Here is an 18,807-nt window from a genome sequence, read left to right as displayed (position 1 = left end):
GTCTATGACTTGTGGGCTTTAACGCCTTCCGTTGCCTTAGGTAGAACGGCAAACAAGTCCCCGACTACGCCGAAATCTGCGATTTCAAACAATGGCGCTTCAGGATCTTTATTGATGACAACGATCGTCTTACTTGTCTGCATTCCTGCGCGATGCTGGATCGCACCTGAAATTCCACACGCGACATAAAGCTGAGGGCTAACGGTTTTACCTGTTTGTCCCACTTGGTATGAATGTGGATACCAGCCCGCATCAGTTGCCGCGCGCGATGCACCAACTGCAGCTCCTAGCGAATCTGCAAAACCTTCAACTGCTGAGAAATCCCCGTTGGTTCCGCGACCACCTGAAACAACGATATTTGCTTCAGTCAGTTCTGGACGGCCACCCTGAACTGGAGGCTGTGTTGATGTGACCGTTGCTTTCTTAGATGAATCTGAAACTTGAAGCGAAAGAGTTTCTACGGAAGGTGTTGCTGCAGCAACATTCGCATCAACAGAATTAGGACGCACCGTAATGATTGGAGTTCCGTGCGAAACCTTCGAGTGAACCGTTGTCGATCCACCAAAAACTAGCTGCGTAGCAGTTACATCTGCTGAAACATCAACGGCATCCGTGATGATTCCTGAGCCGCTCTTGATTGCAGTACGAGCCGCTACCTCTTTGCCAAAAGCGTGAGATGCAATCAAAACAGCTGCTGGTGATTGCGCAGCGATAATCTGAGCAAGCACATCTGCAACTGCGGCCACACCATTACTTACAAATGCATCGGATTCAACAACAACGACTTTACTTACTGGTCCTTTGTTGATGTCAGCAGCCATTGCTGCACCTTTTCCAGCAGGGGCCAGAACAACTGCTGTGACTTCACCGATACGTGCACCAGCGGTTGCTAACTCTGCATTGGTCTTTGTGGCTTTTGAACTAATGAAGTCAGCCAAAATCAATACATTGCTCATATCAACTTCTTTTCTGCTAGAAATGAAACCATTTGATCTGCCGCGTTGTCATCAGTTACTTTGATTCCTGCTGCGCGCGCTGGACGTGGAGAAGAATCTGCCACTAGTGACCAAGCCGAATCAACCGAGATACCCACTGCAGCCAAATCCTTACTGTCAATTACTTTTTTCTTAGCGGCCATGATTCCCTTAAATGATGGGTACCGTGGTTCGTTAATCTTTTCCACCACCGAAATTACACATGGGAACTGCGCATGCATTTCATCTACACCGGCTTCGGTTACGCGGGTAATTGAAACTTTCTGTGCAGCTGGATCAACTTCGACCTTTGAAGCAAAAGTTAACTGCGCCGCGTTTAGACGTTCTGCAAGCATTGCAGGGACAACGCTCATGCGGGCATCAGTTGATTCTGTTCCGCAAACAACAAGATCGAATCCGCCTTTTTCAATAACCGCAGCAAGCACAGCTGAGGTTGCGAGCGCATCAGCTCCTGCAAGTTTTGAATCGGTAATCAAAATTGCATCATTTGCACCCATTGAGAGCGCTTTACGAACCGCCTCAGTTGCTCGCTCTGGTCCCATAGAAATGACGGTTACAGTGTTTGGACCGCCTTCTTCATTTCCGCCATGTGCCTCTGCAATGCGCAGCGCTTCTTCAACGGCGTATTCATCAAGATCATTTAGAACTGCATCTACATTTTCACGGTCGAGAATTCCATTGACCATCTTCTTTTCAGCCCATGAATCCGGGACCTGCTTTACGCAAACGGCGATTTTCATACCCAAAGGTTACTGGTGAGTAACCATTATTTCTACATGGCGCCCAGATTTCACGCATGGTTCGCCGACTCGTAACCTCAACTTCTACTTTAAGTCTGAGAGTCACCTCAATCTGCTCACATGAAGCGATCGCTAAGGGTTGTTGTGGTCACCGAGTCATTTTTGCCTCAGGTCAACGGGGTCACTAATTCAGTGCTGCGGGTTCTAGAACATCTACGCGCCGAAGGACATCAAGCCCTTGTGATCGCCCCTGAAAGCGCTGGTGGCATTACTGAGTATGCAGGGTTTCGAGTCAAGCGAGTTCCTAGTTTAGAAATGAAAGGTTTGCTTCCTGTTGGGTTTCCACAAAAAGCTATTGAGCCCCTAATCGATGGATTCAATCCCGATGTTATTCACCTGGCATCACCATTCTTTCTTGGTAACTATGCATCAAGGGTTGCCGAGCGATTAAACATTCCAACTCTCTCGGTTTATCAAACTGACATCGCGGGGTTTGCGCGTCATTACGGTTTAACGGTTGCACATGACTCGTTGAAGAAATGGGTCGCCAAAATTCACAATCGCACCACACGGACTTTGGCTCCATCGCAGTGGTCCTGTGAAGATTTAAAAACCACAGGGGTATCTAATGTTCATTTGTGGCCACGCGGTGTCGATTCCGAAAAGTTCAATCCCGAAAAGCGCGATATCAATTTACGATGCGAACTTCTTGGAAATCGGCCAGATCGCAAACTTGTTGGGTATGTCGGTCGTTTGGCAAATGAAAAAAGAATTGATGATTTAGCAACTCTTGATGCGCGAGATGATATTCAACTAGTAATTGTTGGAGAGGGGCCTGCAAGATCGCGTCTTGAAAGAGTTTTGAAGAATGCCAAATTTGTTGGGTACCAAAGCGGAGAGGACCTTGCCCGCCATTACGCTTCACTCGATATCTTTGTTCACACCGGAAAACATGAAACTTTTTGTCAAAGTGTTCAGGAAGCCTTTGCAAGCGGTGTGCCAGTAATTGCCCCAAATTTTGGTGGACCGACAGACCTTGTTAAGCACGGCTGGACTGGTTATTTGATTGATACTGAAAACACTTACAGCCTCAATCACGCGATAAACCAAATCATTCAACTAGCCGAACCTGCACTGATGGGTGCTCGAGCTCGTGAATCAGTTATTGAGCGCACTTGGGAATCAGTTAATGCGCAGCTAATTTCGCATTACACAGAGCTAGTTGCTCTAAAGTCACAAGAAGCGGGAGTAAAGGTCGCATGAAGATAGTTCACGTCGCTAATTTCTACGGTCCAAAGTCTGGCGGAATACGTACAACTTTGCATGAACTAGGGAAGGGTTACAAGGCACGTGGCCATGAATTTACATACTTAGTGCCGGGGAATGGGTTCTTTTGTGAAGAATCAATTTACGGCAAGAAAATTACTGTGCCGTCAATCGTTCTACCCTTTAGCGGCGGGTATCGAATCATTCGTAACAATAAAGATGTTAAGAAACTTCTGATCACGCTGAAACCAGATGCACTTGAAATATCGGATCGCTTTACCTTGTCTGGCGTTGGTCAATGGGCTAAGAAGCGAAACATTCATACCGTTGTCTTTAGTCATGAAACCCTAACTGGCCTTGTCAAATCACATCTTCGATTCAGTTTCAAAAAGTTTGTCAACTGGCATAACGCCCGCCTGGCTTCTAGGTTCAATCATGTTATTGCAACGACAGCTTTTGCTTCAAGAGAATTTGAAGAAATTCACACAGATAATCTAGTAAATATCCCGCTAGGTGTTGATCTTGAAACCTTTTCTCCTAAATTACGAAACGCACAACTGCGTCGTGACCTTTTAAAAGAACAGGAAGTTCTAATTATCCACCTTGGGCGAATGTCTCCCGAGAAGAATCCTCAGAATTCAATTCTGACTCTTATTGAACTTCGAAAGCGTGGAGTGAATGCACGACTTGTTTATGTTGGCATGGGTCCCATGTTTGCAAAGCTAAAGCAAATGGCGGCTGGTCATCCGGTTACATTTTTAGGCTACATAGTCGATCGCAATAAATTAGCTGAAATAATGGCCAGTGCTGATGTATCGATTGCACCAGGTCCAATTGAGACATTCTGTTTGGCTGCCCTAGAGTCTTTGGCTTCTGGAACACCAGTTGTTGCATCAGCTACCAGCGCAGTTGGGGAATTTCTTATGCTGGATTCGAAGTTACCTGTTGGGGCAATTGCCGACAACAAGCCAGAGTCATTTGCAGATGCCATCCAAAAAGTGTTGCTTCTAAGAAATGAAAACTTGGACTTTAGCCAAAGTTGCCACCATCAAGCTGAGAATTATCCATGGAGTTCAACGCTCATGATGATGCTTCGACTACATGGCGCAGGTCATGAAGTTACTGCTCTGCGCAGAAATCTAAAGGCAGCGTAAATGGAGCGCGTAGTCACTTTTGCTGTTTTGGGTGATAGCGCGGCATCTGGCGTGGGAGATTCTGATGCAAACGGAGTTACCCGTGGCTGGGCTTATTACTTGACCCAATCCTTTTCACATCCAATAGTCTTTTCAAACTTGTCTCGCCCTGGTGCTCAGTCGGCTGAAGTTTTAGAACATCAACTTCCGCTAGCGCTTCAATTGCAACCAGATATCTGCGCGGTCATAGTTGGTGGCAATGATGCATTGCGTAATGGATTTGATCCAGAAAAGTACCGACAAAATCTGAGGAAGACCCTTTTTCAACTGCAGGAATCTGGAACACAAATTCTTTTGCTACAGCTACACGATCCCACAAAGATCGTTAAGTTGCCGAAACTTCTCGGCCAGATTCTGCTTCGAAGGATTAATGCAGTTAATGAAGTGATACATAAACTTTCACGCGAATTTGATGTTGAAGTTTTGTACACGCGACGTATATCTGGAATTTATGACCGAAAAGTTTGGCATATTGATCGAATGCACCCAAGCAGATATGGGCATCAATTAATGGCAGCTCACTTTAGAGAGTTGCTGCTCAAGCGAAACTGGCAGATAGCTCCAATCCAGATAGATAAGGTTGAAGTTGCTTCAAAAGCCACCTCTATAAAGTGGATGTTAAGAAATGGGACACCATGGTTCTTGAAACGATCCGTTGATTTACTGCCGGCGGCGCTGTTTTTGATGGTCGCTGAAATTGTAAAAATGAGCCTCAATCGCTTTTCTAAAACACAAGCCGATATTTATTATCCAGATTTTGCGATTCAATCTGAACTAAAATTACAAGAAGTTTACGAGGAGCGAGTCTCGTAACTTCATAATGCCCCTGCCATAGGGCAAGATACCCACCATGCTTCCTGCAGATCCGCGAACCCTTGGTGCAACCGTCACCGATGGTGGGACCAACTTTGCGATCTGGAGCAACGCCGCCGATGCTGTTGAGCTCTGTCTGTTTAATGAGGTCAACGGAAAGTTTGTAGAGACCCGCTATGCCATGTCTCATCGAAATGGACCAATTTGGCATGGCTACCTTGCCGGTGTTCGACCAGGCCAACGGTATGGGTACCGCGTCTATGGACCATGGATTCCTGAATACGGCATGCGCTTTAACGAAGCAAAGTTATTGCTAGATCCTTACGCGCATGTAATTGATGGTGATGTCGTTTACTCGCCAGAAATTTATAGTCATGTTGCATTAGATGCTCAAGGCAATGGTGATGTGAAGGAAAAAGATTCTCGTGACAGCTCAGGAAAAGTTCCATTTTCGGTTGTAACAGATCACACGGTTCGCCAGATCAATCGTCCACTAGTTCCTTGGGCTAAGACAATTGTTTACGAAGCACATGTAAAGGGCTTAACCGCATTCAACCAAGAAATTCCTGAGAATGAACGTGGATGCTATAAAGCCCTTGGTCACGCCAGCACGATTGCGCACTTGAAATCAATAGGAATTACTGCGCTAGAACTTTTGCCAATTGCGCAATCAATTACTGAGCCAACTATTTATAGCCGTGGTCGCAAGAATCATTGGGGATATAACTCATTGCTTTTCAGTGCTCCCCACAAAGAGTACGCAGCGACATCTGATCCGATTTCAGAACTGCAGTGGTCGGTTGATCAATTGCATGCTGCTGGTATCGAAGTGATTTTAGATGTTGTCTACAACCACACTGCAGAAGGCGGAGTTGCTGGGCCCACACTTTCTTACAAAGGTATTGATGGACATGCTTATTACCGACAAGATTCGTATGGCAATTATGTAGATGTAACAGGATGCGGAAACACTTTTGCCGCAAGCAAGCCGCATTCGGTGCGCCAAATTATTGATTCTTTGCGTTGGTGGATTGAAGTAATTGGTGTTGATGGTTTCCGTTTTGATCTGACCACCGCTTTATACACAAGTGATAGCGCCTTTAATTCATCCCTAATGGCGGCAATCGGTGCAGATTCCGTGCTTCGAAACTTTAAAATGATCGCCGAGCCTTGGGATATATCAAGGTATTCATTAGGCGATTTCCCTCATCCATGGCGCGAATGGAATGACGCTTACCGTGATTCCGTGCGCCAATTCTGGTTGGGCGACTTAGCTCGTGGATTCGGTGAAGGTGTCTCAGATATTGCATCAAGCATCAGTGGCTCTAGCAATATCTTTCACTACCGTGGCCCAACTTCATCAATTAACTTTGTTGCAGCCCACGATGGTTTCACAATCCATGACATGGTCACCTATAACGAAAAGCACAATCTGCCTAACTTAGAAAACAATGCTGATGGAAATGACTCCAACCGCTCGTGGAACGTGGGCCATGAAGGCGAAAGCGATGATCCGCGCATTCAAGAAATTCGTCATCGCCTTAAGAAATCTTTACTAGCTACCTTGATGCTTTCTTCCGGTGTTCCAATGCTCAATATGGGTGATGAGGTAAGCAGAACACAAAATGGTTCCAACAACGCTTACTCACTGCCTCTTGATGACACCCAAGATGGCGACGCGGCATTCAATGGTGGTTGGGCGTTGCCCTGGAATCTAAATGCAGAACAGCAAGACATTTTGAATACCGTTAAAGCCCTTGCCGAGATTAGAGATACCTATCTGGCAGATGTTGCATCAGAGTTCTTTACTGGCGCAGTCGATAAAGGCACTAACAGAAAAGACATTGCCTGGTTTTCCTTAGGTGGCAATGAAATGAGCGATGACCACTGGCGGGATGAAGAAAAGCGAAGCATCACTGTTTTTGTTGAGGCAGACCCAAGTAAAGCGCTTCTGTTGATGCTCAACTCTTCTAGTGAAGAGACATCATTTACTTTGCCAGATACAAGCTGGGGCGAAACCTTTAGATGTATTTTTGATGCATCACAAAAGATGGAAACGTACGAACCAGTTATTGCTGCGCCATCGGCAAAGGTTCAGGTTCCGGCGCACAGTGTTCTTGTGTGGTTAGTTTCCGGCCGCGTATCGCACGGCCGGACTCCCAATTAACTCTTAAAGGTTACAGAAACTGTTGCAGTGACAGTCTTTTCAATTGTCGATGTGTCGTAAGCGCCGTAATCTGCAGTCATTGTTGAATCTGGTGTTGTGATCTGAATTGGACCCGCTTTTACATTAACAAGTGATCCGATATTTCCGCCAACAGCCTTAGTTAGCGCTTCAGCACGCACCTTTGCATCCTTCATTGCCTCTGCCATCAACTGTGGGCGAAGCTCTGGAAGATTTGAAATGTAATACTGGGGACCATAGTTATTAGCATTGATTCCTGTCGCAAGCAGCGTTCCAATTCCTTGACTTAGCTTTGAAACTAACTGCACGTCAGTTGAACGCACAGTTACTTCACGAGTAGCACGGTAGGAAAGAATTCTTCCGGTCGCATTTCCGTTGCTGTATTCCTCATTTGCATATGTTCCTATTGCTCCAAGAGTTAGCCCATCTGCTGGAATTCCACCTTCAGTTAAGTACTTCGAAAGTGCGGCAACGTCGGCATCGACCTTTTTCACTGCAGTTGCAACTGTTGGTGATGAAAGACTGACATTAAGAACCCAAACCGCGTTATCTGCAGTTGCAGTTGTTTTTGCAGATCCAGTAACTGTAATTCCGTCGCTACTGCGTGATGCAAAACCAGAACCAACCTGCATTAATCCGCCACCAATTGCAAGTGACATGATTACTGCTGCAACAATAATTGTTACAGCTTTGCGGCGTTCTACAGTGATGATTGGGCTTTCATTAAGTTGAGTCATGTCCATATCTTACTGGCTAGATTGCGCGCAGATGGGCGATCTCTTGAAGGTCAACACTCCTGAAACGATCTAGTTCGGATTCCCAAGAATTTCCCACAAGAGTTGCAATGGCTTCACGAATGCTTTCTTCGTCCATGGTATTTTTCAGCGCAGCGCTCAGTTGGTTTTCACTAAGGATGACTGCACCTGATTGATCAACCACGGCGCGATGAATACCTAGTTCGGGTGTGCACCTAAAGAGTTCACCACCGTTGTCAGTGCTTTCAATGATTTCAAAGTTTAAGTAATGCCAACTATGTAGTGAACTCGCTAATTCAGCAGCTGCGCCTTGGCGATCTCGAAACTCTAATTGCATGCGGTATGAACCCGGGATAAGCGGTTGCACAGTCCATGTTGGTTTCACCCATGTTCCAAGGACGGCTTGAATCGCCCAATCAATATGGTGGCGCAACGCAGATGGCGCCGAATGAATAGTTAAGAAGCCTCGCACCTGCTGGCGGTTTGATGGCGGGGTTAAACGTTCCATGGTTCTCCTTGCAAGGTTGCCCAAATGCGACCTTCCCCAGCAGCATTTTTGGCTCAAACTTGCGTCGTGAACACCTCAATTAGACACCACTGAGCCTAAAACTGTCTACTCCCCCTTTAGGCATACCGGGCGACAGGCGGTAGAGTTCACCTCAGTCGGACGCTTAATCAGTACCCGTTTCATGTTTTGCATAATCGGTATCGCTGGAGCAAGAGGAAGACCGTGAACCGAGGATTTCTCGGATCACCCACATATCGAAGGAAAATAAATACATGGCAACAGGCACAGTTAAGTGGTTCAACTCTGAAAAGGGTTTCGGTTTCATTGCAGTTGATGGTGGCGGACAAGATGTTTTCGTTCACTACTCAGCAATCCAAGGAAACGGTTACAAGTCCCTTGAAGAGGGTCAGGCAGTTTCATTTGAGGTCGTACAGGGTCCAAAGGGTCCTCAGGCTGATGCAGTAAACCCTGCCTAATCAACACTAACTATTAAAAAACCCCGCCGGGTAACTGGCGGGGTTTTTTTATTTACTTCCTTTTTTCGTTAACTGGTTCTGGTGGAAGATCACCAATCTTTAAACGTTTGGCTTCAACCTCTTTTGCAGGTGAAAGATCTTTCCCAGCTTTCCATGCATCTAGATACTTCCACGGCCACACCATTCCACGACGCACCCACCACGTTTGGGGTGGCGTGCTCCAGGAAAGACCAAAATGAATGTGAGGTTTTGTTCCGCGCGCACTTCCCGTTGTTCCTACTGTTCCTAGTACGCGACCTACTGAAACTGCAACACCTGGTTGAATACTTGGATGAATTGAGCGAAGGTGAGATGCGTAGTAACGAACACCATCATCACCAATAAATGAAACATAAAGACCACCGCGATCGATTCCAAGGTTCGTTTTGCCTGACCATGAGTCAACACGATTGACTTCATCAATTACACCTGAAGTAACTGCGACATAACGACATCCAACCTTGGTAAAAATATCTGTTGCTGGATAGCTATGGTGCGCCTTTGGATATGAGTATTCACAGCCCGCAATTGGAAATGCATAATTAGGTGCGGCTTGGGCTGGTGAAAACGAGGTCGCCATAAGCAAGAGAACGATTGCAGATGCTTTTAACTTCATGACCCTAGGTTAATGCTGCACGATCCAATTTAGCGGTAACTAGCATGTGAGGAACAGTGAGCGCCCACACAACAACGAGGGCCATCCAGAAGAACTCATCTGAGAAATCTTGGCCACTTAATGCCATCAATCCTGCGACAACAAAGGTTCCGATCAGCGCAGGCAATCCTGGGATAACTGCCTGTGAAAATGCTTTCCTGAGCGAACCTCGATTGAGGTTCTCAATACTTCGAGGAAGCGAGAGAGTGAGCCGTGCTGTGTGGCGCATCGCGTGCCAACATCCAAAATAGACGGCAAATGCAATCAGTGGCGGTGCAAAATGAGCCAGCATCAGTAGAAGAGTTAAATCCAAAGCTTCTCTGTATCTTTTTGTAAACCCCATTGCGACAATTGCCAATACAGCAAATCCACTAACAGCCAGCAAGATTTCTGAATCAAACCCTTGGTGCCAATTGATTAAGTCGGGGTTAACCGATGCCAAAGCTTGGGTGCTTGCCGAGTTAACTAGTGGAATAAACACTGGGGTAAATCCAGCGGCTGGAATATATAGCCAACGATTAAGTTTTCTCTCAGTATTACTTCTCTTATCAATCTCATTGATAAAGGCAGCATCTCCAATACCAAAGTGAATAGCGCTCATGAATAAAACAATGATGAAGCCAACGGTGTTGAACTGCAGAATGCCAATCACGGCAACAACTGCAACAGCTACATAGACAACAATAAAAATTGCCATCTTCTTCGGTTGTGCTTTGGGCAGGGTGACTAGGTGATCCAGGGCTCCATGAGGAATACCAATTGCCAGAGCGATAACAGCGATTACTACCTGCCATCCCATTGAACCTTCACCCAAAAGATCAGAGAAAAGAAGCGACAGGAGGATTCCAAGAATCACAGAAATAGTTGAGAAAAGGCGAACTCGATTAAAGAGTACAACTGCGTTTTCCAGCATGTCTGCCCCCTTTTCGACAACCCTACCAAAGGTGGTGTGAGAAGATCTGGCGTGGAAAAATTTGGTTACATGGCGATGCTCGCCTTCACTGTTTGTGGCTCTTTTTGGTTAGAAGTAGTTTTGAAAACCAGCGTTCTGCGCCGCTGGAAGCGTGCGCTGTTGAGCATCCTTCCAATCAGCACCCTGTTCTTGATTTGGGATGCATATGCAATCGCTCAAGGACATTGGTTCTTCAACCGAGATCGCATGCTTGGTATCTACGGACCATTTGATATTCCACTAGAAGAGTTTCTCTTCTTCATCATCGTTCCAATGGCAGCGATTCTTACCATCGAAGGTGTGACGACAGTCAAGCCACACCTGCGTGAAAAAGAGTTCGGTAAGGACGATAAGAAATGATCTATAGCGATATCGCTGTTGCCGCAGTTTTTGTTGCGGTGTGTGTAGACCTTTTCGTTTTCAAGAATTCTTTACTAACTCGTTTAGCTTTTTGGCTTTCATACATGATCATTCTTCCTTTCCAGTTATTGACTAACTGGTGGCTGACTCACATTCGTGATGATGGAAAAGGAATTGTCATGTATGACCCAGATTCGATAACAGGTTACCGAATCGCAGCTGCTCCCATCGAGGACCTGCTCTTTGGTTTTGCGCTCATACTGTCTGTAATGGGACTTTGGGAGTTCTGGGGACGCAGAGGATTCCAGCGCGAGAAAAATTCGCGGTAAAGTTCCGTTCCTTAGGGGCGGTAGCTCAGTTGGTTAGAGCCCGGAACTCATAATTCCGTCGTCGTCGGTTCGAGCCCGACCCGCCCCACTTCAGTTCGTGAAAATTACTTAAGATCAAAGCGATCAGCGTTCATCACCTTGGTCCATGCAGCAACAAAATCTTTAACAAACTTTTCCTTGTTATCGTTTTGTGCATAGACTTCAGAATATGAGCGAAGAATCGAATTTGAACCAAAGACCAGATCAACGCGAGTTGCAGTCCAATCAATAGCACCGCTCTTGCGATCACGGATGTTGTACAAGTTTTCACCCGCTGGTTCCCATGTGTACTTCATGTCTGTCAGGTTTACAAAGAAGTCAGTTGTAAGTGCGCCAACATTCTTAGTAAATACACCATGTGATGATCCACCATGGTTTGTACCAAGTACTCGCATACCGCCAAGAAGTACCGTCATTTCTGGAGCTGTTAGGCCCATCAACTGTGCTCTGTCCAGTAACAACTCTTCTGGAGTAACTGCATATTCCTTCTTTACCCAGTTACGGAAACCATCATGAATCGGTTCTAGAACCGCATAGCTTGCAACATCAGTTTGAGCTTGCGTTGCATCTCCGCGACCTGGAGCAAATGGAACAGAGATCTTGACACCAGCAGCTGCTGCCGCCTTTTCGACACCTATGTTTCCTGCCAAAACAATTACATCAGCAATGCTTGCGCCGGTTGCTGTTGCAATTGGTTCAAGTACTGCCAGAACTTTATTTAAGCGAGCAGGTTCGTTGCCTTCCCACTTACGAGCAGGCTCTAAACGAATTCGAGATCCATTTGCACCACCACGAAGATCAGACCCACGGAAAGTACGTGCGCTATCCCAGGCTGTAGAAACTAGTTCTGAAACAGAAAGTCCTGCGGCCTCAATCTTTGCCTTAACCGCTGCAACATCATAAGCAGTTGTTCCTGCAGCAATTGGATCCTGCCAAATCAAATCTTCTTGTGGAACATCTGGACCGATGTAGCGAATTTTTGGACCCATGTCGCGGTGGGTTAGCTTGAACCACGCTCGAGCAAATGCATCATCTAGTAGCGCTGGATTTTCATGGTACTTCTTCGAAATTTCCAAATAGATCGGATCAATGATCATTGCCATGTCCGCATCAGTCATCATTGGGTTGTAGCGAATTGATGAATCTTCAACATCTACCGGCTTATCAACTTCAGCAATGTTCTTTGGCTCCCACTGATGCGCACCCGCTGGTGACTTTACAAGTTCCCATTCGTGCTTGAAAAGCATTTCAAAATAGCCAGCATCCCATTTAGTTGGCTCTGTTGTCCAAGCACCTTCGATTCCACTGGTTACAGTGTTGCGACCAATGCCGCGCTTTGTGTGGTTGTTCCACCCTAATCCTTGCTCAAAAATGTCTGCAGCCTCTGGTGCTGGACCCAATAGAGATGCATCGCCATTTCCGTGGGCCTTACCTACCGTGTGACCACCAGCGGTTAATGCAACTGTTTCTTCATCATTCATTGCCATGCGTGCAAAAGTTTCACGAACATGTTGTGCGGTTAGTAATGGATTTGAAACTCCGTTAATACCTTCTGGGTTCACATAAATTAATCCCATTTGCACCGCAGCTAGTGGGTTTTCCAAAGAGCTTGCATCAGTTGTGTCTGCATAGCGCTCATCACTTGGCTTCATCAGTTCAGATTCAGAACCCCAGTAAATATCTTTCTCTGGGTGCCACACATCTTCGCGTCCAAAAGCAAAACCAAAAGTCTTTAATCCCATGCTCTCGTAAGCAATTGTTCCGGCAAGAATAAATAAATCAGCCCAAGAAAGTTTGTTTCCATACTTTTGCTTAATTGGCCACAGTAAGCGACGTGCCTTATCTAGGTTGCCGTTATCTGGCCATGAATTAAGTGGAGCAAATCTAAAGCTGCCTGTGCCTGCGCCGCCACGACCATCGGCAACGCGATAAGTACCCGCAGAGTGCCACGCCATACGAATCATCAATCCGCCGTAGTGACCCCAGTCAGCTGGCCACCACTCTTGTGTCTGTGTCATGAATTGATGCAGGTCGCTTTTCAATGAAGCGAAATCTAAAGTTTTAACTTCTTCGCGATAATCAAAATCTTCACCCAAAGGATTTGTCTTGCGATCATGTTGGTGCAGGATGTCCAGGTTTAGAGCATTGGGCCACAAATATGTGTTTGACTCACTTGTTTGAGTGTTTGCACCGTGAGCTACTGGGCACTTTCCGTCCATGATTCCTCCTGTTAATACCTTTGAGTGGGTTAAGTATGGATGTAGCAGCAAAGCCCCGCAAATTAAGAGAGATAGACTCAACCCCATGACAAGAGTTGTGAAAAAGTGGAGCGCTAAAGATGCAACTAATTGCATCATCACCCCGTCCGATCTTGACCATAAATACAGTCGCGGAGTGCTGGGTCTCATTACTGGTTCTGCGCAGTTTCCTGGGGCTGCAGTTTTAACAACCGCTGCAGCATCTGCAACCGGAGTTGGAATGGTTCGTTTTCACAGCTCATCTGGTCTTGCACATTTAGTTTTGCATTCAACCCCATCAGCCGTTGTTCAACCTGGCAAAGTTGCCGCTTGGGTTGTAGGTAGTGGAATTAATGCAAAGCAATTTTCTGAATTCACAACCTGGTTACGCCATCGCTGGTTCAAGTTAGTCAGGTTGCAATCGGTTCCAACTATTTTGGATGCCGGAGCACTTTACTTAGCAGGATCATTAGAGCAGCCCACGGTTATTACTCCTCATAGCGGCGAACTTGCAAAACTGTTGTCTGAGCGTGGATTAAAAGTAAGCGCCGAAGCTATTGAGGGAGATCCCAAGAAGTGGGTTCAAAATGCTGCAGATACCTTAGGAGTAACTGTTTTGCTCAAGGGTTCTACAACGTATGTTGCAAATGATGAGATTTTGATTCAACTACCGGTTGCAACGCCATGGCTTGCAACTGCCGGCAGCGGCGATGTATTGGCTGGAATTATGGGTGCACTGGTCGCTACTAATGCAATTGAGATTCTCAATGATTACAACCACCTGGCCTATGTCGCTGCAACTGCAGCTTTTGTCCAGAATCAAGCCGCAGTTCGTGCCTCAAGTGGTGCTCCGATTAATGCAGAGGCAATCATCGATGCAATACCTGAAACTTTGGCGAAGTTACTCAAGAACTAGTTCATTAGGAATCAGCCCAACTAGTGCTAACTCTCAATTGGCACAGAAACTCCCCAAATAAAAGTTACTCCGCGTAACCTTGCAGGTATGAGCGATCGCGTATTAGTTATCATTGATGATTCCTTTGAGCTATCAAGTGTAGGTGCAGCCCTAAAGCTTCATGGTGTTGATGTTGTGGGAGAAGCTCGTAAGAAAAGTACGGCAATTAATTTGTTCAGAAGTTTGCAGCCCAATGTCCTTTTGATTGATATGCACAAAAGCCATGAGCATTCTGTCGATATCGCTCACGCAATTCGTAAAGAAGCATCTGGTATTGGAGTAGTAATTCTGGTTCCGTGCGCAGATATGAGATTGATCGGTGAAGAACTTTCACAAATGCCGACAGGAGCGTTACTTGTTCTGAAGGATTCCTTGAGCAGCTTGGCTGGGCTGTGTGATGTCATTTCCGCTTCTCGCGTTTTTAATCAAGATGACACAGTTGCTTGGGTAAATGGTGGAATAACTTTGCACGACAAAGAGTCACATTCCCTGATGTCTTCACTGTCAGATATACAAATACAAACACTTCGTTTTGCTGCCGATGGACTTACCAATGCCGAAATCGGGCGCTTACGCTTTGTTAGCGAAAAAGCTATAGAGCAGGTCTTGTCTCGAGTCGCGATTGCTTTGAATATTCAGCCAGATCACAGAAAAAATATGAGAGTCCAGTTGGTTAATGAATTCCATAAATGGATTGGCGCGCCTACTCACTAAGGGAAAGCTTCTGTTCACCTACACGGGTAAAGTTCGCCTCTATGGAGATCGAGCAGATTCGTAGTCGCTGGAACGATGTGCTCGATAATTTAGAGTCTCAGAACAGAATCGCTTGGATCGCTTACTTCGATGCTCGCCTGATCAGTTTTGAAGACAACCTATTGACTCTGGACTTTTCAGATAGCCGCAAATTTGCAGCATCTCATGAGTACGCAGAAACCCGTCCAAACCTTAAGGCCGCACTAACCTCATCTATTCATCAGGTTCTTGGCTTAACAGTAGATATAAGGGAACAATGAAGATAAAGATATTACTTTTAGCTACAGCTCTCATAGTTGGATTGGTCGGAGCCCCTCAATCAGTAGGTGCAACATCAGTTTTAAGTATGCAGGTTCGGCAGACACCAAGTGCTACTGAAACTCTATTGACCATGTATGGCAATCTGAAGCCCAACAAGTCAGGTGCTACTGTAAAGATTCAAGTTGATACAGATGGAAAGTGGACAACAACTCGGTTTGCAACAAAAGTTACAAGGGTAGGAACGTGGCGAGTTACAGCCCTGGCTACCGCACTTAATGCAAAGGTTCGATATCGCGCAGTTACCGAAATAAATGGAATGAGTGTGTACTCACCTATTCGTGGAATTACCGTAAAGCAGCAGCCAGAGATATCAAATGCTGACCCAGCACAATTTATAGATCTCAAGGGCCCTGGTGGTCGAATTCATGGCACCGATGTAAGCCGTTGGCAACACCCTAATGACAAGCCAATTGATTTTGTAAAGAAGTATGAAGCGGGTATGCGATTTGTATTCATCAAAGCATCAGACACTCGAGAGTTATCAGATCGTCTTGCAGTTAAATATGCAGCCATGGACCATCATGCTGCACAAGCTGCAGGGCTGTATACAGGTTTTTATCACTACGCCTCTCTACCTGATGTAACAACCCGTGAGGAAATTAAGCAAGACGCATTAGCCCAAGCCCAAAAAGTTGTGTGGCGACTAGCTTCTATGGGCGGATACTCAGATCGAGATTTGCCATATGCATTAGACCTGGAAAATAAATGTGTACGTTATTCATCTAGTGGTGCATGTCTGAAAAATGCATCGAGAAGTCACGTAACTTTGTGGGCACTTACATTTCTTGCATCCTTAAAGGAGAAAACAGGCCGAACTCCATTCTTATACTCGTATCCAAGTTTTCTTGAGAGTTCAATGATTCGCTCGAAAGAGTTAGCTCAATACCCATTATGGCTTGCTCAATATGGAATCGATCCGGCAAATCCAATTAATCAGCCAGGCGTGAAGCCTGGAGGTTGCTTTGTACACTCATGGACAGGTGCAAACTGTGATTCGCAGTGGACCGTTTGGCAATATTCATCATGTGGGATTGCACCAAAGTATGGAGTCCCCGGAAACAGACTAGATCTGAATGTGTTTCGAGGAACGCCATCGTCATTTTTGGAATTAGTTAAGGGTGTATGGAAACCAACTTTGGTTGATTTGATGCCTCAACAAGAACCTACAACCATGATCCTTACTAATCAAAGCTCAAGTACTACCAACAAGCCGGCAATTTTTAGAGTTAATGTCACACGGCCAACTGGTTTGCCAGTTGTAACAGGAACTGTGAAATTTGAATTTGATCAATCAACGACACCGGAGATAAAACCGACTCAACGTATTTTGCGTGAAACAAGTGGTGTCTGGACCCTTGAACTAAGAGGCATGCCTGCCGGAAGTTTTAAGGGAAAGATTTTGCTCGAGGATGTTTCTGGAACGCATGCAGTCTCAAGTGTGGATGTAAGTTTTGATATTGTGCAGGGACCGACACCGACTCCAAAACCAACACCATCACCAACTGCAACCAAGAAACCAGTCACAGATAGTTGCCGAGGTCAGATTAAGAATTAGCCTCTAAAAGCTCATCTAGAGCGGCTAGTTCGCGATCTACAAGTTGTTCATACGCTGCAACTGATTCTTTGCGTTCCTTCGTGCTCCAACCCAAAATTGGTGCAATCAATGCACTGACTTCATCGGCCAAGTGGACACCATGGCCTTCGGCTTCAAAGGCCAAACGTGTGCGGCGTGAAATGACATCATCTACTGTTCGTGCGCCTTCATGAGAGGCGGCATAAACGATTTCTGCCTTGATATACGGAAGATCTGCATCTAGTTTCTTGGCCAGTTTTGGTTGCTCGTCAATGATTTCAAGAATTTCACTAATCAAAGAACCGTAACGATTAAGCAGATGAGTCACAGTTTCAACATCAAGTCCGGCTTCTTGCGCAATACGCTCTCTTTGCTGTTCTAACGCGAAGTATCCATCTGCTCCGACTAATGGAAGCTTTTCAGTAACTGAATCTTGTGTGATGCGACGAAGCTCAATAACTGCGCGATCAACAGCATCTTTACCCATAACTCGGTAGGTTGTGTATTTTCCACCTGCGATCGAAACAAATCCGGCTGCAGGTCGATCAACAGTGTGTTCGCGTGAAAGTTTTGTTGTTGTCGCGCTCTTAATGTTTGCAACCAATGGGCGCAATCCTGCGTACACGCCAATGATTTCTTCAGCCTTTAACTTTGGCTTTAAAACTCGGTTAGCTTGATCAAGAATGTATTGAACATCTTCGCGTGATGCATACGGTTCGGCGCGATCGCCATCGTAAGGAGTATCTGTTGTTCCAACGATCCACTTATCTCCCCATGGAATCAAGAAAAGAACCGAAACCGCAGTTTTTAAAATAATTCCAGCGTCAGATTTAATCGCTGAGCCTGGCAACACAATGTGCACACCTTTGCTCATGGTTACGCCGTATCCCGGCTTAAGATCAAATTTTTCATGCAGCTCATCGCTCCAGATACCCGCACACATAATTGTGGCTCCGGCCTTGATTGCAATCTTCTTTCCAGTTTCTAGATCACGAGCATTTACTCCAACAACTCGCTTACCTTCACGAATCAATGATTCAGCTGCAACGCGAGTTGCGATGATTGCGCCGTGACGTGCGGCAGTACGTGCTACCGACATGGTGTGCCTTGCATCATCAACCTGGGCATCAAAGTACTTAATTGCACCGGTAACAATGTCATGGCGCAGTGAAGGCGCAATTTCATTAATTTGTTTTTGGCTTAAGTGCTTGTGCCAAGGTAAGGCTCGCTGAAATCCACGAAGCGCGTCATACAAAGCAAGACCTGCACCAACGTAGGTGCGCTCTTTAAACTTTTCAGTCAATGGAAATAAAAATCCAACTGGCTTTACTAGATGTGGACACAGTGTTGCGACCATTAATTCACGTTCATGCAAAGCTTCACGAACAAGTTTGAAGTCATACTGTTCCAAATAGCGCAGTCCGCCATGGATTAACTTGCTGGATCTGCTTGAAGTTCCAGCTGCAATATCTTGTGAATCGATCAGGGCAACTTTGAGTCCCCGAGAAGCAGCGTCAAGGGCTGCTCCAACGCCGGTAACTCCCCCGCCAATAACCAGGATGTCGAATTGCTCTGTGGCTAATTGTGAGACGGCAGATTCGCGCTGGTCTGGGCCAAGTTGCGACAAGAACATATGCGTTGAATCTCCGTTACGACTGAGTAC

At 45.9% G+C, this 18,807-nt stretch carries 19 protein-coding genes and 1 tRNA gene; 12 read left to right on the top strand and 8 right to left on the bottom strand.

From position 1 onward, the window contains the following. Nucleotides 1–2: 2 nt before the first annotated feature. Complete coding sequence (locus AC9UC2_RS02470; RefSeq protein WP_509524916.1) at nucleotides 3–956, bottom strand: electron transfer flavoprotein subunit alpha/FixB family protein; 954 nt, start codon at nucleotides 954–956, stop codon at nucleotides 3–5. Further along, nucleotides 953–1,735 (bottom strand): electron transfer flavoprotein subunit beta/FixA family protein, encoded by a 783-nt coding sequence (locus tag AC9UC2_RS02465; protein WP_509524914.1) that lies wholly within the window; start codon nucleotides 1,733–1,735, stop codon nucleotides 953–955. Before AC9UC2_RS02465 ends, AC9UC2_RS02470 begins: the two co-directional genes overlap by 4 nt. A gap of 120 nt (nucleotides 1,736–1,855) precedes the next feature. Here AC9UC2_RS02465 and AC9UC2_RS02460 point away from each other — a divergent pair, with 120 nt between their 5' ends. Genes AC9UC2_RS02460 through glgX form a run of 4 tightly spaced genes read left to right on the top strand, consistent with a single transcriptional unit; the run spans nucleotide 1,856 to nucleotide 7,174 of the window. Next, nucleotides 1,856–2,998 (top strand): glycosyltransferase family 4 protein, encoded by a 1,143-nt coding sequence (locus tag AC9UC2_RS02460; RefSeq protein ID WP_509524911.1) that lies wholly within the window; start codon nucleotides 1,856–1,858, stop codon nucleotides 2,996–2,998. Then, entirely contained in the window at nucleotides 2,995–4,155 is a 1,161-nt protein-coding gene (locus AC9UC2_RS02455; protein WP_509524909.1) for a glycosyltransferase, read from the top strand. Before AC9UC2_RS02460 ends, AC9UC2_RS02455 begins: the two co-directional genes overlap by 4 nt. Further along, nucleotides 4,156–5,007 (top strand): SGNH/GDSL hydrolase family protein, encoded by an 852-nt coding sequence (locus AC9UC2_RS02450; protein ID WP_509524907.1) that lies wholly within the window; start codon nucleotides 4,156–4,158, stop codon nucleotides 5,005–5,007. A 37-nt stretch (nucleotides 5,008–5,044) separates the two neighbouring features. Beyond that, nucleotides 5,045–7,174 (top strand): glycogen debranching protein GlgX, encoded by a 2,130-nt coding sequence (gene glgX, locus AC9UC2_RS02445; protein WP_509524905.1) that lies wholly within the window; start codon nucleotides 5,045–5,047, stop codon nucleotides 7,172–7,174. Here the strand turns inward: glgX and AC9UC2_RS02440 are convergent. Both AC9UC2_RS02440 and AC9UC2_RS02435 read right to left on the bottom strand, forming a co-directional pair. Further along, nucleotides 7,171–7,929, bottom strand: a complete 759-nt coding sequence (locus AC9UC2_RS02440; RefSeq protein WP_509524903.1) for an SIMPL domain-containing protein — start codon at nucleotides 7,927–7,929, stop codon at nucleotides 7,171–7,173. The genes glgX and AC9UC2_RS02440 overlap by 4 nt on opposite strands. A 16-nt stretch (nucleotides 7,930–7,945) precedes the next feature. Then, nucleotides 7,946–8,455 (bottom strand): DUF3145 family protein, encoded by a 510-nt coding sequence (locus tag AC9UC2_RS02435; RefSeq protein ID WP_509524900.1) that lies wholly within the window; start codon nucleotides 8,453–8,455, stop codon nucleotides 7,946–7,948. A 272-nt stretch (nucleotides 8,456–8,727) separates the two neighbouring features. Here AC9UC2_RS02435 and AC9UC2_RS02430 point away from each other — a divergent pair, with 272 nt between their 5' ends. Then, nucleotides 8,728–8,931: a cold-shock protein gene (locus tag AC9UC2_RS02430; RefSeq protein ID WP_017956305.1), complete on the top strand. Its 204-nt coding sequence runs from the start codon at nucleotides 8,728–8,730 to the stop codon at nucleotides 8,929–8,931. 52 nt (nucleotides 8,932–8,983) lie between these two features. Here AC9UC2_RS02430 and AC9UC2_RS02425 read toward each other — a convergent pair whose 3' ends face one another. Together AC9UC2_RS02425 and AC9UC2_RS02420 are read right to left on the bottom strand one after the other, a co-directional pair. Beyond that, the gene (locus tag AC9UC2_RS02425) at nucleotides 8,984–9,586 is read right to left on the bottom strand and encodes a M23 family metallopeptidase (protein ID WP_509524895.1); all 603 of its coding nucleotides are present in this window, start codon (nucleotides 9,584–9,586) and stop codon (nucleotides 8,984–8,986) included. A 4-nt stretch (nucleotides 9,587–9,590) separates the two neighbouring features. Further along, a complete protein-coding gene (locus AC9UC2_RS02420; protein ID WP_509524893.1) occupies nucleotides 9,591–10,538 on the bottom strand; it encodes a Brp/Blh family beta-carotene 15,15'-dioxygenase in 948 nt (315 codons plus the stop codon). Nucleotides 10,539–10,589: 51 nt separating this feature from the next. On the opposite strand from AC9UC2_RS02420, the gene AC9UC2_RS02415 reads away from it, so the two are divergent. From AC9UC2_RS02415 to AC9UC2_RS02405, 3 genes are all read left to right on the top strand, one after another. Beyond that, nucleotides 10,590–10,937 carry a lycopene cyclase domain-containing protein gene (locus tag AC9UC2_RS02415; RefSeq protein ID WP_509524891.1) on the top strand — a complete coding sequence of 116 codons (348 nt, stop codon included), beginning with the start codon at nucleotides 10,590–10,592 and terminating at the stop codon, nucleotides 10,935–10,937. Next, entirely contained in the window at nucleotides 10,934–11,266 is a 333-nt protein-coding gene (locus tag AC9UC2_RS02410) for a lycopene cyclase domain-containing protein (protein WP_509524889.1), read from the top strand. The genes AC9UC2_RS02415 and AC9UC2_RS02410 overlap by 4 nt, the downstream gene beginning before the upstream one ends. 14 nt (nucleotides 11,267–11,280) lie before the next feature. Then, a tRNA-Ile gene (locus AC9UC2_RS02405) sits at nucleotides 11,281–11,354 on the top strand. A gap of 16 nt (nucleotides 11,355–11,370) precedes the next feature. On the opposite strand, the gene katG is transcribed toward AC9UC2_RS02405, so the two are convergent. Then, nucleotides 11,371–13,524, bottom strand: a complete 2,154-nt coding sequence (gene katG, locus AC9UC2_RS02400) for a catalase/peroxidase HPI (RefSeq protein ID WP_509524887.1) — start codon at nucleotides 13,522–13,524, stop codon at nucleotides 11,371–11,373. Between the two features lie 85 nt (nucleotides 13,525–13,609). Here katG and AC9UC2_RS02395 point away from each other — a divergent pair, with 85 nt between their 5' ends. The 4 genes from AC9UC2_RS02395 (at nucleotide 13,610) to AC9UC2_RS02380 (ending at nucleotide 17,126) form a co-directional block, all read left to right on the top strand. Continuing rightward, a complete protein-coding gene (locus AC9UC2_RS02395) occupies nucleotides 13,610–14,458 on the top strand; it encodes an ADP-dependent NAD(P)H-hydrate dehydratase (RefSeq protein WP_509524884.1) in 849 nt (282 codons plus the stop codon). 87 nt (nucleotides 14,459–14,545) lie between these two features. Then, nucleotides 14,546–15,211 (top strand): response regulator, encoded by a 666-nt coding sequence (locus AC9UC2_RS02390; RefSeq protein WP_509524882.1) that lies wholly within the window; start codon nucleotides 14,546–14,548, stop codon nucleotides 15,209–15,211. Nucleotides 15,212–15,252: 41 nt separating this feature from the next. Beyond that, entirely contained in the window at nucleotides 15,253–15,510 is a 258-nt protein-coding gene (locus AC9UC2_RS02385; protein ID WP_509524880.1) for a hypothetical protein, read from the top strand. Continuing rightward, nucleotides 15,507–17,126: a glycoside hydrolase family 25 protein gene (locus AC9UC2_RS02380; RefSeq protein WP_509524878.1), complete on the top strand. Its 1,620-nt coding sequence runs from the start codon at nucleotides 15,507–15,509 to the stop codon at nucleotides 17,124–17,126. The genes AC9UC2_RS02385 and AC9UC2_RS02380 overlap by 4 nt, the downstream gene beginning before the upstream one ends. On the opposite strand, the gene AC9UC2_RS02375 is transcribed toward AC9UC2_RS02380, so the two are convergent. Next, nucleotides 17,116–18,777, bottom strand: a complete 1,662-nt coding sequence (locus AC9UC2_RS02375; RefSeq protein WP_509524876.1) for a glycerol-3-phosphate dehydrogenase/oxidase — start codon at nucleotides 18,775–18,777, stop codon at nucleotides 17,116–17,118. The genes AC9UC2_RS02380 and AC9UC2_RS02375 overlap by 11 nt on opposite strands. Between the last annotated feature and the right edge of the window lie 30 nt (nucleotides 18,778–18,807).

Source organism: Candidatus Planktophila sp. (genome assembly GCF_036734405.1).
Lineage (GTDB): Bacteria > Actinomycetota > Actinomycetes > Nanopelagicales > Nanopelagicaceae > Planktophila.
The sequence above is the reverse complement of the archived record's forward strand: the minus strand, read 5'-3'. Positions and strand labels throughout refer to the sequence as shown.